This is a genomic window from Allobosea sp. CRIB-10 (genome assembly GCF_900112185.1).
GTDB lineage: Bacteria > Pseudomonadota > Alphaproteobacteria > Rhizobiales > Beijerinckiaceae > Allobosea.
The window spans coordinates 1-14297 of record NZ_FOKP01000005.1 but is presented as its reverse complement, the minus strand read 5'-3'; the positions used below and the strand labels follow the sequence as shown (position 1 = coordinate 14297).

The window sequence follows — 14297 nt, the reverse complement described above, 5'->3', positions numbered from 1 at the left end:
GGTTTTCAGACAAGGGCGGCACGACAGGAGGGGCGCAGCGCCTTGACGGCGCTGACCCTTGCCTGCGGCAGCATCGGGAAGGTGACGAGCGAGATCTCCCAGAGGTCGACCTTCTCGAGCCGGCGCAAACCGGTGCGCGGCTCGCTGCGGGCACGCTGCGAGCGGAAGCCGATCGAAAGCCCGTCGACGGCGCCGTCGCGCATCAGCGCATGCAGCTCGCGGGCCCGCGCCACGGCGAGCGAGAGCCGGCCGCGGACATAGAGGCCGCGCGAATCCTCGCGCAGGTCGAGCCAACGGCCGATCGGCTCGGTCGGGTCATGCTGCCAGAGCATTCGGATGCCGCCGGCGCCGCGGCGAGCGAGGCACTCGCGGAAGGCGCCGGGCTCGACCACGTCCTTGCCGAGATCAGCGATGCGGAACAGGCTGGCATAGCCCTCGAAAGCACCGTCCGGCTCGATCCGGGCCAGCGGCTGCGCCAGAAACTTGGCTTCGCGCGCTGGCCCGGCATAGCGAGGCGGAACGCTTCTCATCGTGCCCCTCCCCGCCCGCCGCGGCCGTTGGCGTCGAGCTGCCCCAGCGTCTCGAAGAAACGGCCGAACACCTCGCGCGGCTGGCGGCCGGGGCGCGGCGCGCCGACGCCCGATCTGACGGCTGCCGGAGCCGGCCTGGGCGGCTGCTTGCCACCGGTCTTGCTCATGAATCCCCTCCCTCGTAGCGGGCGTTGAAGCGGGCGAACTCACGCACGAACTCGTCGAAGCGCCGGTTGGCGGCGATCAGCTCGCGCAGGGAAAACAGCGCCAGCCCCGAGGCGCAGAAGGCCCAGAGCAGCAGCGCGAGATGGCCGAGATCGCCACGCGCGACGATCCCGGCGGCGGCTTCGTCGAACGGGCTCATGACGACACCTCCCGGCGGCCATAACCGACCGCCTCGCGTTTCTCGTCCTCGCTGAGGAAGCCGGCGGCGGAGACCCGCCGCCAGAGCGATTCCCGCTCCTCCGCCAGCGCCTCGACCGCATCGAGATCGGGTTCGAGCGTGAGCGCATCGCCGAAGGCCGGGCCGAGCCATTGCGCCAGCGACTGGGCCGTGCGCCTGACCAGCGGGATCAGCGTCTGGCGCCAGAAGGCGCGGTTCGCCTCGGCGAAATTGGCATGGGTATTGTCGCCAGGCAGGCCGAGCAGCAAAGGCGGCACGCCGAAGGCGAGCGCGATCTCGCGCGCCGCGACGCCCTTGGCGGCGACGAAATCGAGCTCGGCCGGCGTCAGCGACAGCGGCTTCCAGTCGAGCCCGCCTTCGAGCAGGAGCGGGCGTCCGGCATTGCGCGCGCCTTGGAAGCCGTCCTCCAGCTCCTGCTTCAGCCGCTCGAACTGGGCCTCGGTCAGAGTGCCGCCTTCCGGCCCGTCATAGACCAGGGCGCCGGAGGGCCTGGCTGCATTGTCGAGCAGCCCCTTGTGCCAGGCGCCGGCCGCGTTGTGGACGTCGAGCGAGCAGGCGGCCGCCTCGACCGGCGAGAGGCCGTAATGGTCGTCGACCGGATGGAACAACGACAAATGCAGGATCGGCGGCAGCGCGCCCTCGTCCTGGCGGAAGCGGATGGTCTGGGCGCCGACCGTATAATCATAGGCCTCAGGCCAGCCGTCGCGGCCGGGCACCACCCGCATCCGGTCGGGCCTCAGCGCATAGAGCTCGCGCGGCTCGCGGCCGATGCTCGCCGCTTCGACATAGGCATTCCCGGCGACGAGCAGATGCCCGTAGAGCATCTCGCGAAAGGCGATGCCGCCCTGGCGCGGATTGGGCCGCTCGATCAGCGCCAGCGCCGGATGCTCCGGCATCTCGCGCCCGCCGACCTTGGCGATCAGCTGCGTCTGCGCCGCCGCCTCGGCGATCAGCCGAACGCAGCGATGCACGACGGGATTGCGCTGATAGCCCTCCCTTGCCAGGGCGCCGTAGTCGCGCGGCGTCCAGACCGGGCGGCCGGCCTCGTGCAGGGCGATCAGCGGCCCGACGCGCGAGCGCTTCTGTTCCGGCGCGGCAAGGCCGCGCAGGCTGCGAAGGAAATTGAGCATGGGTTTCTCGCTATGAAGCGCACGTCATGCTCGGCCTTGAGCCGAGCATCTCATGCAAGATGGTCCTGAGATTCCCGGATCCGCTTCGCGGTCCGGGAATGACGGCTGTTCCTAAAGCCCCCTCACCCGCGGCCGGCCCTTCGGCCCGAGCATCAGATAAGTCAATGCCCAGACCAATGCGTCGAGCCGGTCGGGCGAGCGGCCAGAGCTGAGCCCGGTCGGCCCGAAGTCGCACATCTCATCCTCGAGCGCCGGAAAGGCGCCGGCATGGCGCACCCGGCCCTGCGCATAGAGCGCCGCCACCGGCTCGGCCCGCAGGAATTTTCCGCGCGAGGCCCTGACCGGCATCACCGGCACGCCCGGATCGACCTCGCGGATGACGCTGGTCGCCATCTCGCCGCCCTGGTTGACCTCGACGACCAGCACATCAGCCTCCAGCCGGCGATAGAGCGCGACGGCGGCAGCGGCCCATTCATGCGGCTTGGCCCCCCCGAGCGTTCCGTCCGCCAGCACATGGGCGATGCCGTCGCGATCAATCCCGGCCGCGACGAGCCCGCAGCTGTCGGCCCGCTTCGACGAGGACGCCGGCGGATCGATCGCCACGACGATCCGCGCCAATGGCGGCGCGTCGCGCTCGCGGCATTCCTCGATCAGCGCCCGGCTCCAGAGCGCATCGGCGCTCTCCTCGACGATCTCGCCTTCGAGTTCCTGCCGGCCGAGCCGGGTGCCGCCATAGGCCTGGCTCACACTGTCGAGAAAGCTCGGCGCCAGGTTGAAGCGGTTGGCGCGGGTCGCCGCCCGGCTGACGGCGACCCTGGGATCGTCGAGCAGCCGCTTGATCAAGGGCAGCGGGCGCGGCGTCGTCGTGATCACCTGTCTTGGCCTTTCGCCAAGCCTCAAGCCGAGCTGCAGCATGTCCCAGGTCTCCTGAAGGTTCGGCCATTTCGCCAGCTCGTCGGACCAGGCGGCGCCAAATTGCGGGCCGCGCAGGCCTTCCGGGTCCTCGGCGGTAAACACCTGCGCGATCGCGCCATTGCCCCATTCGAGCCGGCGGCGCGACGGCGACCAGATCGGCCTCTCCCAGCGATGATGGACCGCCAGCAGCCCGGAGACGCCCTCGATCATCACATCGCGGACCTGCGCCTGCGTTTCGCCGACAAGGGCGATGCGGCCGACGGGAGCGGTCGCAAATGGCCATCGCCCCAGTGCCGTGCCCCGTACCCACTCGGCGCCAGTCCGGGTCTTGCCAGCGCCTCGCCCGCCAAGAACGAGCCAACTGAACCAATCATCCTGCGAGGCAGGAAACTGATCCGAACGCGCCCAAGTCGCCCAAGTCGTCAGGATGATCTGCTGTTCCTCAGGTGAGGCCGTCTCCATGAGGCGGCGCACCAGCCGTGCCCGCCTCCTCGGCGGCAAGCGCCCCAAGACGGCGTCCAAGCTCGCTGCGGAGCTCATCGACCCGGCGCAATCCTTCGGCGGGGCTGGGCTCATCCTCGGACTTTCCTCCCTCCCCCGCTGCCGCCGAATCCAGCGCGACCAGCTCGCGCACCGTGCGAGCCAGCGTCGCCAGCGTCTTGGCATCGGCCTCGCTCGCGGCCGTGCCGGCCGGCAGTTCGGCCAGATGCGCCTCATGCGCTTCGAGCTGGGTCTGCGCCGCCTTCCAGAGCTTGCTGATCACGGCTTTGCGGCCGCCGCTCCGTGCAGGCTTGCGTTTCGCCGCCGGCCGAGCCGGGGCGGTGTCATCATTCTCATCGTGTAGCGCGAACTTTCAAATGGCATTGAGCGAACGATCAAATGGCAACAGATTGAAAATCTGACGCCACCCTCTAGCAGCGCCTGGTCAACCTGCCGGCGCTAGCCGACCGCTGAGCCGCCGCCTCCGCCGGAGCTGTTGACCGCAGAGTTGTTCTTCGAGGTCGTGGAGGGCTTCGAGGCGGCCTTGCCCCCCTTCTTCTTGCTCTCCTTGGCCATCTTTTTCGTCGTCGAGCCATCTTCCTTGGCCTTGAGCTCGATCTTGGTGCGGAACCCGTTGTTGTCGAAGGTGTGCTCGACCGAATCCGCCCGGTACTCACCCGCCACGTCGTCGACGAAGCCCTCGCCCAGCACGACATCGGCTTCGGCCTTCGCCTCGGGGCGGCCCTTGGCGAGCGTGACATGGCCCTGCGCCGTGTTGCGCGTCAGGCGCTTCGCCTCGGCCTGACCCTTCTTTTTCGCCAGTTCACTGCTCGGCAGAGGATCGCGGACCGTGAAGGTCGGCCCGTCGAGCCCGGTATCGGACTTCTCGACGACGCGCTTGCCGGTCTTCTGGTCGATATAGCTGGTCTCGACCTTGCCGTACTGCGCCCGGCTGTTGGGTGTGATCTCGCCGTCGACCGTGTCGGACTTGGCGATCTCGATCGTGATCAGCTTCTTGCCGCCGGCCGAGCTCGCCTCGCCACGCGGGGTCGCGACGAGCTTGTCGCCCATCGGCTTGATCACCGCGTCGAGCGCATCCGCCAAGTTCGTAAGGAAGTCGATATCGCTGGAATCGACATGGGCGAGATACTCGACAGGGATCGATTTCAGCTTGGCGTGGATCTCCGGGGTCAGCTTGTTGCGCTTGGCGATGCGTGTGATGACGTCGCCGACATTGGTATCCTCGAAATGCTCGCGCCCGCCGCCCTTCAGCCCGGTCTTTAGGTCGGCGGCATTGGCCTGGATCGTGACGGTCTGGCCGCCATCGTCCCATTTGCGCGAGAAGGTCTGCATTTCATAGGTGCCGATCTCGGCGATCCCGGTCTGCTTGTAGCCGAGCCAGACCTCGATCTTGGCCTTGTCGCGCGGCCGGGCGATCTGATTATGGCGATCGTCGAGCTCCAGCGTGAGTTGATCTGACTTCTGCCCGGCCTCGTCGCGCACGGTCGCCTTGATCAGGACGCTGTAGAACTCGCCCGCGACCTCCTCGCCGTCGATCTTGATCTCGATCATGGGCGTGAAGCCGCCCTTGCTGACGTTGTCGAGGACGTAGGCCATCAGTCCCAGAGCCTCACGGTCTCGCGGCGCGGCGGCGACGAGGGCGGCGCCTCCGGCAGGTCGATTTCCGTCCCGACCGGCACGATCGTCCCGAGGTCGGCGAGCCCGCGATTGAGCTCATAGGTGAGCTCGACCAGGCGCGTGTCGGGGTTCCCGAAATGGCGGAAGACGATCAGGTCGACCGTCATGCCCTCGCGCGTGACCTTGACGCGGGCCATCAGAACAGACCGCCGAAGCTGCCGTCTCCGCCAAAGGGCGCGAGCTCGATCGAGAATTCGGTGATCGCGCCGATGCCCGCGCGGGTGATCTTTTTGTGGGTCGCGCTGACGGTGAGGATGACGACGGTCCCGAAGACCTCCGCCGCCGCGCCGGCGGCGCTCCAGCCGATCAGCTCGACCGGCTCCCCCGCCGATTGCGTCGCCTTCAGCATCAGATACTGCGCATGCCCGCCGAATTCTGCATGGAAGTAGAGCCCCTCGACCTCGAAACTGTCCTCGCCGCGGCCGACGAACTGGCGGGCGGGTCCGACGCCGAAACGGTTGACCGAGGGCCAGTTGGCCTTGGTCGTCTCCTTGATCGTCTGGATCGAGAGCGGCAGCGCCGCGAAGATATGCGGGCCGATGGCCAGGATCGGGATAACCATCAATCCACCCCGTCATGCAGCGAGCCGGAGAGGCCGCGCGAGCCGCCGCCACCGCCGGCGGCGAGCGCGGCCTTGACCTGCCCGGCGACCCCTTGCGCCGCGGCGACGGCAGCCGCGCCGCCGGCGGTGATCCCGGCCGCGAAGGTCGACATCAGCGAGGCGCCGGCGCCGCTGAGATCGCCGCCCTGCAGTGCGGCCTCGATGCCGGTCTTCACGCCGGCGGCCGTGCTCTCGGCCCCGGCCGCGCCCGACTTCAGCCCGGCGTTGAGCCTTTCCATCATCGTCATGCCGGCGGGACCGAGGTCGATATCGGTCGCGCTCTTGACGGCCGAGGCCCAGGCCGCGCCGCTGTCGCCGCCGGCGCCGTTGAGGCCGAAGGAGAGCAGGCCAGGCCCCGGCCCCTTGGGCGCGGCACTATCGGGAGCCCCGCCGAGCTTGTTGAACCCGAAGGCGCCGGCCGCCGCCGCATTGGGCGCGGCCTGGCGAGCCGCCATCGCATCGCCCGCCGCAGGGTTTTCGAGGGTGGCGAGCTCGCGCGCGGCGACCGAGAGCCGGGCGCGCTGCACGTCGGCATCGCCTTTGAAGCCTTGCTTGTCGGCGGGGTTGCTGGCGGTCGCCGCCAGATCGTCCAGCGCCTGGACGCGACTGGTGATCTGCCGGACGCGCTCGCGCTGGGCCTCGGCCTCGCCGCGATCGGCCTGGCCGCGCTCGGCCTGGTCGGCCGGGCGGCGCGGATCGGGCGCCGCGACGCGCCGCTCCTGCGCCTGCGCCGGGATCTCGGCGAGCTGGTTGCGCAGCGCCTGGAGCTTTTTCTGTTTGCCGAGACCGAACTCGCCCGGCGCCAGCTTCTGCTCCGACTCGAGCGTATCGACCTGGCGCTGCAACTGGCGCCGCAGGAGCTGGCGACGCTCGTCGAGCACGTCGGCAGGCTCGGCCTGGGCGGTACGGGCGGTGGTCTCCTCATAGTCGGACTGCGCCGAAATCTGGTTTGAACGGCGCTTCACGGCCAGCGCCATCTGGTGGTCGCCGGCGAGCTTTTCGCGCTGCTCGGGCGTCAGCGCCTCGCCCTTGGCCTGGGACTGCGCCAGGCTCTCGACCTCTTTCTTCTGCTCGGCACGCTTGTCGATCGCGTCCAGGCCGGCGATGACCCGCTCTACGCCTTCGTTGATGGCCGGCAGCGCCCAGCGGCCGAGGCGATCGCCGACATCCGAGGCAAGGGCGGAGAGCCGCGAGAGATGCGTCGATGTCGTGGCGAGCTCGACGTTGAGACCCTTGTCGAGCGAGCCAGCATAGGTTTGCGGGTCTTTCGTACGGTCCAGGAGGCGCATGAACTCGGGCAGCACTTTCTTGGCTCGCAGGACATCGTCCCACCATTCCTTGCCGAAGAGCTGAAGGGCGATCTTTGCCTGATCACCGCTCTTTTCGAGGCGCTGGAACAAGTCCACGATCGTGCCGACGCTATTGGTCTGCATGCCCTTCTCGACGGCGGCGGGATCGAGACCGAGTTGCTTGATCGCTTCCTGTGCCTTCTCGGAACCACTGGTGATCGTGCGAAGTCCGCCCGCGAATGCAGCAAACATGCGCGAGGCGACTTCCGGCTGCATGCCGCCGGACCGGAGCGCAGTCAGAAAGGCGATACTCGCCTTCATGTCGACGCCGGCCGTGTCGCCCGCTTCGCCGGCGCGCTGGAACATCTCGACGACGTCCCTGGCCTTGGCAGCCGAGTTGTCTTCCTGATCGTTGACGAGGTCGGCGATTTCTTCGAGCTGATCGATGGTCGACCCTCGGGCGGCTTTGATTTCGAAGAGCTTCTGCGCCGCCTCGCGCATATCCATATCCCAGCCGATCGCGGCTTTGGTGGCCAGTTTGGTGAAGCGCGGCAGAGCACTGAAATCGATATTGCTCGCGCCGGCCTCGGCAACGATCGCTGCGATGTCCTCGAATTTGCGACCATAGGTGATCGCCATCTGTGAAATTTGCTTCTCCAGGCCGTCCCAGTTTTGGCCCTGTGGCAACTCGACTTTCTTCTTGACCTCGGCCATCGCCTTTTCTCGGCTGATCGCGGTGCCCACCGTCCCGCGCACGCCGGCGCTGGCGGCGCGATAGCCGCCATAGGCGCCGACGAGCGGCATCAAACCGCCGCGGCCTCCGGCTGCGGCGGCTCCGGCGGCGGCATCGAGGCCGGCCGGCGACCCTGCCGGGCGACCACGGCCGCCGCGCGGCGCTGGCAGATTGGCGCCCGCCGCGGTCCGCGCCAGATCCTCCTGGGCGCGCTTGACGCCGGCGATCTCGGAGCGGGCGCGCCGGGCCGAGGCGGAGGCCCGGTCCAGCCCCGCCGCCAGCTGGTCGCCGGCGCGCTCGTTGCGGAGCTCGGCAGCAGCCCGCTTGACGCCCTTGAGATCGCGTTCGGCCGAGCGCGCCGCCCGGCCGCTGCGGTCGAGCCCCTTCGCCAGCCCGTCCCCGGCCCGTTCCTTGCGGATGTCGGCCGCCGCCTGCTTGATCGCTTTCAGGTCTTTTGCAGCGACCTTCGCCCCGGGCGAGAGCCGGTTGACGAGGTCCAGGAACAGCTTGACGCGCATGTCGCCGGCCATGGGGTCACCTTCCGAGCCGCTCGGCCGCGATCAGGCAGGCCTCTTCGTGCCAGTAGAGAATCTCGTCGACCGGCATCGCCAGGATCGTCGGCAGCGGCGTGTGCAGCGCCTGGGCGACCTCCGCCGCGAGCCGCGGCAGCCGCGCCAGGCCGCGCCTCAGATCGCGCCCGCCGCGTCCGCCATGACCGCCTCTTCGAGGCGCGCGAGCGCGGCCGGCAATAAAGGGCGGCAGAGTTCCGCGAAGATGAGGGCGTCGTCGGCCGCCAGCGCGGCGATCACGGCGGGATGCACGCCGGCCATGCGGGCGCGGGCCCGGGCGTTGAGCGAGACGCCGTCGTCGTCTTCAAGGACGAGCTCGGCGACCTGCTGGCCGGTGAGACGCCGGATCGTCAGCCGCTCGATCCGCTCGCCATCGACCAGCAGGGGAAAGAGCAGGTCCTGGCTGACCTCCCAGAGCCGGGGCTCGGCCGGCTCGACCCGCGGGCCCTGGCGAGCCGGAGCCGCGGGGGCGGCTGCCAGCGGCGGTGCGACGATCGGGTCGAGCTCCGGGTCGCGCTCGAATCCGGAGAGGATCGCTTCGCCCGGCGCGCTCATCAGACGACCCCGATCATCTGGTTGATGCGCGTGGTCTGGCCGCCGATGGCCTGCCAGCCGCCGAGCTGGACGTTCCAGCGGCAGATCTCGCGGTTGCCGATGATCAGCGAGTATTTCGAGATCGACTTGAGCTCATAGTCGGTGCCCATGTTCGGCTCCAGCTCGCCCATCTCGGCGTTGATCCGGCCATAGGCCGTGGCCGTGACCGGGATCTCGCGGTTGCCGCCCGTCTCGGCATACTCGTTCACGAGCGCCGCGAAGACGGTGATCTTGACGCGGTCGCCGCGCGGGATCTGCGTCAGGGCCAGCACCTCGGGCGAGAGACCCTTGAGGTCGAAGCCGAGCACGCAGGCCTCGGCGCCGGTCGCGATCTCCATCGAACCATTGGTCGCGCCCGGCTGGAAATCCTCATAGGTTTCCTTCGCGACCGGCAGCTTGACCTTGCCGAGCGCCAGCTGGCAGTTGAGCGAGGTGTCGCCGGCATACTGGATATGACAATTGCGCCCCTGGACGAGGAGCAGCGGCAGGCTGGCCATGATGGTCTCTCCGGGTCAGGCGGCTTCGCGCCGGTCGAGCGATTGCAGGATGCCGTTGGCCAGCTCCGCGTAATATTCGAGGTTGCGGCGGGCCCCGAACTGCAGGTCCTGCAGCGGCGCGGCCGGCTCGCGGTCGTATTCGATCCGCAGGATGCCGGAGGCCAGCTGGCCGTTGCTGTTGAGGGTCCGGTCGAACCAGACGCGGAAGCCGAGCACCGCGCCGGCGGCGACGAGCTCGTCGCCGAACATGTCGAGCGACTGGATGATCGAGGTGGCATGCGGGACCGACAGCGTCCGGTCCATCGCCCAATAGAAGGCATTGACGACCGCATCGTCGATCATGTCGTTGGTGCGGACGACGTTGACGAACCGGTCGAGCGGGTCCATCGCGCAGGTCTCGTTGCCCCAAAGCAACGTCCCGTTGCGCACGGTCGCGATCCGGTTTTCATTGAGGGCGTTAGCCTCGCTGTCCGGTTCGCCGGTGAAATAGCTGATCGGTCGGCTGGGCGCGAGAGCGCCGCCGATCGCCTGGTTCGAGGGGCTCTCCCACGGGCCGCCGACCTGACGGTCACGCGCGATGAAGAGCCCGGCGATGCGGCCCGAGGCGGGCTCGTTGACGATGCTGGTGCCGCGCATCACCCGGACGGCCGGGTGGAACAGGTAGGCGCGCTTGTCGTCCGGAAAGTCGTCGCGATAGGTCTCGGCCGCGGCCCGGCTGGTCATCGGCGTGTTGAGGATCTTGATCGCCCGCGAGCGCTTGGCGATGCCGTCGAGCTCGGCCGCGACCGGGTTCTTGGCGTTGCTGATGCGCTGGCTGTCATAGCCGGGCGCGATCAGCAGTTTCGGCGGTTTTGAAGCGAGCTTGAAGGCGTGCACGCCGGAATTGTCGGCGCCGCTGCCGACGATGTTGGCGATCGTGGCTTCGAGCTTGGCCTGGTCGGTGGCGCCGGTGCCCTCGGCCACCCGGACCACCTGGATCTCGGCGATGACGCCCTGATCGTCGATCGCATCGAAGACCGCATCGACATTGCCGCCGGTGCCGAGCGCCTGCCGGAACGCCGTGTCGTTCGTGAAGCCCTCGACCACGACGTCTTCCGGGAATATCTCGGGATCGGCCGCCGGCGCCACGACCATCGCGCCGACCGTATTGTATTCGTTGACCGAGATCGGCCGCGGGGTCGAGCCGACTTCGAAGACGCGGACGCCGTGAAAATACTCGGTTACGGCCATTGTGCGGGGCTCCGGTCGCTCGGGAGAGACGCTTGACAGGCGTCATGCGAGCCGGGACCCTACGGGCGCGGGAGAGGGCTAAAGAGGGTGACGCGTGTCACCCTTCGCCTAGCTGAAGGCTACTTCGACCTGCGCTCTCGTCGTGATCGTGCCAGCGTCGATCGCCGCAACGACCTCGGCTTCGGTGGCGAAGACCGACTGGACATGCTGGCCGACGGCGATGGCGATGGCCGTCATCGTCGCAGCATCGAGATCGACAAACCCCGTAGCGGCCTTGAAGCGCACGATGGTCGCGGGAACCTTGTCGCAGAGCGCGCCGGCGCCGTTGATCATCGCCTGGCTATCGCGATCGGTGAGCACAGTGACGCCGGCGACGGTGATGCCCCCGGTTTCCTTGCGCCAGCGCACATCCGCCGCGTGCGCCCTGAGGCCGCTTCGATAGGCTGCCGCTTCCTCGATCGTCATGGCGCGCGGCGCCCTGATCAGCGCCACCTGCTTCCCTGCGAGATCGACGATCGGATCGGCCGGAGCGAGCACCTCGGCGGCCGGATCGAATGCGGGATCGGGGGCCTGATAGGCCGGGAAATAGCCGATGCCCGACATTCCGGCCCATCCCATGTCGAGCAGGTTTTCCGCCGGGACGTGGCGGAAAGGCTCGGGAATGTCGTCGAAGAGAGCAATAACCCTTTCCTCGGCGAGATCGACCTTTGCGATCGTCATGACAGTGACCTCGCCATCACCGTGTACCTCACCGGAGTGCCTGTGTTGGTCGGGATGTAGCCGAGGACGATCTTGTTGTTCGGCAGGACGAGTCCAACGCTCCAGGCGCTATAGGGGCTGCTGCCGACGAGGCCAGGGGTGATCGTCTGGCCTGTGTCGTAATAGATCGTGAGGACCAGCGAGTTGTCGATCTGCTTCACGACGCGCCCGGTGGTGAAGACGCCGGTCGCGAGCCGATAGAAGATGATCAGGACTTCGTTGTCGTTGATCCTCGCCATGGCGATGGGCAAGCCGTACTGGTACGACGCATTGGTCGTTCCGGCGTAACCCGTCTGGCTGATCCGCGTCGGCGTTCCCGACATGTCCCAGAGTTCGAGGCTATGGCTGAGACTGTTGGGCACCACCAGCAGCCGAGGCGTCAGAGCGCAGATCGGGAAGATGATCGAACTGTTGTTCCAGGTGCCGGTCCCGTCCGGATGCGTGGTGACCGCCTCCAGAAAGGAGGGGGACGTCGTGCCGCCCGGGACCGTGATCCGAGCGGGCTGATACATGTAGTAGCTGCCGCTATTCCCGCCGAAGATCGAGAGTTCCGTGTCCGTCTGCCGCACGATCTGCTGCGGGGCGTCGGAACTCAGGGTGGGCACCAGCATGACTGCGGTCTGGAGCGTACCGCTGCGCAGATCGAAAGAGACCAGAAGCTGACTTGATCCGCTTGAGCGAGGCCCGTGCATCACAGCCAGATTGTTCTGCATCCGGACCACCCGCCCCCAGGAGTGGAAGGGGTTGGCGTTGTTGGCGGCCGACCCGTGGCTGACGAAGGGGCCAGCCACGAACGCATTGAAGCCGGTTCCGGTGAAATCGGCCCAGAAGCAGCCCAGCCCGTCGCTGGCCCCGTTGCTGACCCAGGCCAGGACGAGAGCGCGCGTGGCGGTTATCCGGCAGACACGGATTTTCGAGCTATAGAAGGTATAGGGCGATGGAAGCGTGAAGGTGTACGACGCGATCGCGCTGAAATTTCCGTTGTCCAGCACCTGCGCACGGATGATCTGCTTGCTGTTGGAGTCGAACCCCCAAACCTCGCCGTCCGTGTATCCACCTGAAAAATCCCAGTCGACAGTCCCGTGATTGACGGGGACGGGAGCGTCGTAGACGCCGTTCCAGCTGGTGAAGCTGGCGTCGAGCATGTTGCCGGTGAAGGGCTGGGGAAAGACGACTTCAGGAACGAACCCGATCCTGTTCAGCCCAGGGAACGGCATGTCGGCCAGGAACTCGGGAATTAGGCCGAGACGGCTCATCAGTAGTCTCCGCCTGTGGCAGTGATCTCGATCACGTCGCCGGCGCCGAGCACCGTGTTGGTGGAGGAGAGCATGGCGATGATGGCCTCATCAGGCCCCACCACATCGGCCGTGTCGGGTCGGTTTGGCAGCCAGGGCATGTTGAGTGTGGACAGGATGTTGGCCGGCTGGACGGCGGCCGAATTCCCGGCGCCCGCGCTGACGGAGACAGGCATACCCATCGGTGAGACACGATGGATCGCCGCCGTCGAGGGGATCGCCTCGGCTGTCCAGGTCGCCGCCGCAAAGGTCAGCGTCCCGGCCGCGACGCCTGTGATCTGAGCGACCTTGCGGTTCGCGGCCGTCGTCAGGCCGCCCGTGCGGTTGCCTCGATCGAAGACAGCGACGCGGTCGCCGACGCGCCAGCCTTCCTTGACGAAGTCCTTCTGGCTTGTGTCGCTGCGGGTGATCGTCGTCGCCGTTCCGAACGCCAGGTTCCCGCCCTCGCCGGCCCCCGACTTCGTCACCGCCAGCGCTTTCATGATGACCAGAAGCTTGGTCAGCAAGGTGAGATTGGAGGATGCGACGATGGCGTGAACCCGCGAGCCGCGCAGAGTGGCAGAGCCGATCGCGGGCTGAGGAACCCAGACGGGGACAGCGGCGAAGCCATCGCCGGCGACGATCGCGGAAAGCTGATTGCGGTAGCTGCCGACATAGATGGGCTTGTCCATTGCGAGGTTCCTAGATGATCAGAATGGGCATGCCCGGAGAGCCGGAGGTGGCATTTTCGAGCACGGCAAGCCGCGCTTCGAGTTCGCCAAGCGTGTTGCCGGCAGGAGTGGCGTCGCCGACGAGATCGGTCATCGCGGTGTTGACCGCGGCGAACTGCGTGTCGATCTGGACCTTGCTGTAATAGGTCGCGGGATCAAAGGTCTGAGCGGCAGCGGCGGACTCAGCCGCAGCGAGGGCCGAGGCCGCAGCAGCCTCGCGATCGGCGGTTGTGACCGCCTTATCCTCGGCGACGGCCGCCCGATGGGTGGCAACGGCCATCCGGTCCGCCGCTGTGGAAACGGCGGCAGCCACGGACTGGTCGCGGAGGGCCTGGCCCTCCCCCAGCATCGCCATCTGCGCCAGTGTCGAGCCGGCGAGCGCGCCGATCGACCAGTCGGCATGTGTGCCCGTCAGCGCAGCCGAGACCACCTTGGTCCTGAAATTCCACTGGCCGGTCGCGCGGTCGAAATCGAGATGCTGCACCACCGCATAGGCGTCGGGATCCGAGGCGGTCGCGACGATGGCGAACGGGCCAGGCGTGAAGAGCGCGCGGCGATCGGGCGCGATGATCAGCGCCTGCTCGGCCTCCTCGACGAGCGTGAGGCTGGTCGAGGACGAGCCGACGAGCCAGGCGAGCTCGGTGATCTCGATGAGGCGGTCGCGCAGCCCCTCGATCACCGCCTCGGACCGCTCCAGCACGCGATCCTGCAGGGTGAGCAGCGCCGCTTCATACGAGATCTTCAGCGCCTCGATCGGCGTGATCCGGTCGTCGAGGTCGCGGAACCGCAGGTTCAGCGCGTCGTCGTTGACGATATCGCGCTTGCCCCAGCGATAGAGCTGATCAAACCGGCTCGGCATCGCTG

The 14297-nt window shown here is 67.8% G+C and carries 17 protein-coding genes; all 17 read right to left on the bottom strand.

Going from position 1 to position 14297, the window contains the following annotated elements:
- Positions 1–5: 5 nt before the first annotated feature.
- On the bottom strand, positions 6–530 hold the full coding sequence (locus tag BMZ69_RS08625) for an HK97 family phage prohead protease (protein ID WP_092156178.1): 525 nt from the start codon (positions 528–530) through the stop codon (positions 6–8).
- Entirely contained in the window at positions 527–697 is a 171-nt protein-coding gene (locus BMZ69_RS31550) for a hypothetical protein (RefSeq protein WP_175506723.1), read from the bottom strand. Before BMZ69_RS31550 ends, BMZ69_RS08625 begins: the two co-directional genes overlap by 4 nt.
- On the bottom strand, positions 694–894 hold the full coding sequence (locus tag BMZ69_RS08620; RefSeq protein ID WP_092156177.1) for a hypothetical protein: 201 nt from the start codon (positions 892–894) through the stop codon (positions 694–696). The genes BMZ69_RS31550 and BMZ69_RS08620 overlap by 4 nt, the downstream gene beginning before the upstream one ends.
- On the bottom strand, positions 891–2063 hold the full coding sequence (locus tag BMZ69_RS08615; protein WP_092156176.1) for a phage portal protein: 1173 nt from the start codon (positions 2061–2063) through the stop codon (positions 891–893). The genes BMZ69_RS08620 and BMZ69_RS08615 overlap by 4 nt, the downstream gene beginning before the upstream one ends.
- A gap of 111 nt (positions 2064–2174) precedes the next feature.
- On the bottom strand, positions 2175–3440 hold the full coding sequence (locus BMZ69_RS08610) for a DNA-packaging protein (protein ID WP_244543297.1): 1266 nt from the start codon (positions 3438–3440) through the stop codon (positions 2175–2177).
- Complete coding sequence (locus BMZ69_RS08605; protein WP_092156174.1) at positions 3421–3741, bottom strand: hypothetical protein; 321 nt, start codon at positions 3739–3741, stop codon at positions 3421–3423. The genes BMZ69_RS08610 and BMZ69_RS08605 overlap by 20 nt, the downstream gene beginning before the upstream one ends.
- 176 nt (positions 3742–3917) lie before the next feature.
- Positions 3918–5075, bottom strand: coding sequence for a phage late control D family protein (locus BMZ69_RS08600; protein WP_092156173.1), 1158 nt, complete (start codon positions 5073–5075; stop codon positions 3918–3920).
- Positions 5075–5293, bottom strand: coding sequence for a tail protein X (locus BMZ69_RS08595; protein ID WP_092156172.1), 219 nt, complete (start codon positions 5291–5293; stop codon positions 5075–5077). The genes BMZ69_RS08600 and BMZ69_RS08595 overlap by 1 nt, the downstream gene beginning before the upstream one ends.
- On the bottom strand, positions 5293–5718 hold the full coding sequence (locus BMZ69_RS08590) for a phage tail protein (protein ID WP_092155490.1): 426 nt from the start codon (positions 5716–5718) through the stop codon (positions 5293–5295). Before BMZ69_RS08590 ends, BMZ69_RS08595 begins: the two co-directional genes overlap by 1 nt.
- Positions 5718–8309 (bottom strand): phage tail tape measure protein, encoded by a 2592-nt coding sequence (locus BMZ69_RS08585; RefSeq protein WP_092156171.1) that lies wholly within the window; start codon positions 8307–8309, stop codon positions 5718–5720. Before BMZ69_RS08585 ends, BMZ69_RS08590 begins: the two co-directional genes overlap by 1 nt.
- A gap of 156 nt (positions 8310–8465) precedes the next feature.
- Positions 8466–8903 (bottom strand): hypothetical protein, encoded by a 438-nt coding sequence (locus tag BMZ69_RS08580; protein ID WP_092156170.1) that lies wholly within the window; start codon positions 8901–8903, stop codon positions 8466–8468.
- Positions 8903–9439: a phage major tail tube protein gene (locus BMZ69_RS08575; RefSeq protein WP_092156169.1), complete on the bottom strand. Its 537-nt coding sequence runs from the start codon at positions 9437–9439 to the stop codon at positions 8903–8905. Before BMZ69_RS08575 ends, BMZ69_RS08580 begins: the two co-directional genes overlap by 1 nt.
- Positions 9440–9454: 15 nt before the next feature.
- Positions 9455–10669 carry a phage tail sheath C-terminal domain-containing protein gene (locus BMZ69_RS08570; RefSeq protein ID WP_092156168.1) on the bottom strand — a complete coding sequence of 405 codons (1215 nt, stop codon included), beginning with the start codon at positions 10667–10669 and terminating at the stop codon, positions 9455–9457.
- Positions 10670–10777: 108 nt separating this feature from the next.
- A complete protein-coding gene (locus tag BMZ69_RS08565; protein WP_092156167.1) occupies positions 10778–11389 on the bottom strand; it encodes a DUF4376 domain-containing protein in 612 nt (203 codons plus the stop codon).
- Positions 11386–12684: a hypothetical protein gene (locus BMZ69_RS08560; protein ID WP_092156166.1), complete on the bottom strand. Its 1299-nt coding sequence runs from the start codon at positions 12682–12684 to the stop codon at positions 11386–11388. Before BMZ69_RS08560 ends, BMZ69_RS08565 begins: the two co-directional genes overlap by 4 nt.
- Positions 12684–13394, bottom strand: a complete 711-nt coding sequence (locus BMZ69_RS08555) for a hypothetical protein (protein WP_092156165.1) — start codon at positions 13392–13394, stop codon at positions 12684–12686. The genes BMZ69_RS08560 and BMZ69_RS08555 overlap by 1 nt, the downstream gene beginning before the upstream one ends.
- Before the next feature lie 10 nt (positions 13395–13404).
- A partial coding sequence (locus BMZ69_RS31545; RefSeq protein WP_175506722.1) for a hypothetical protein occupies positions 13405–14297 on the bottom strand: 893 nt, incomplete at its 5' end.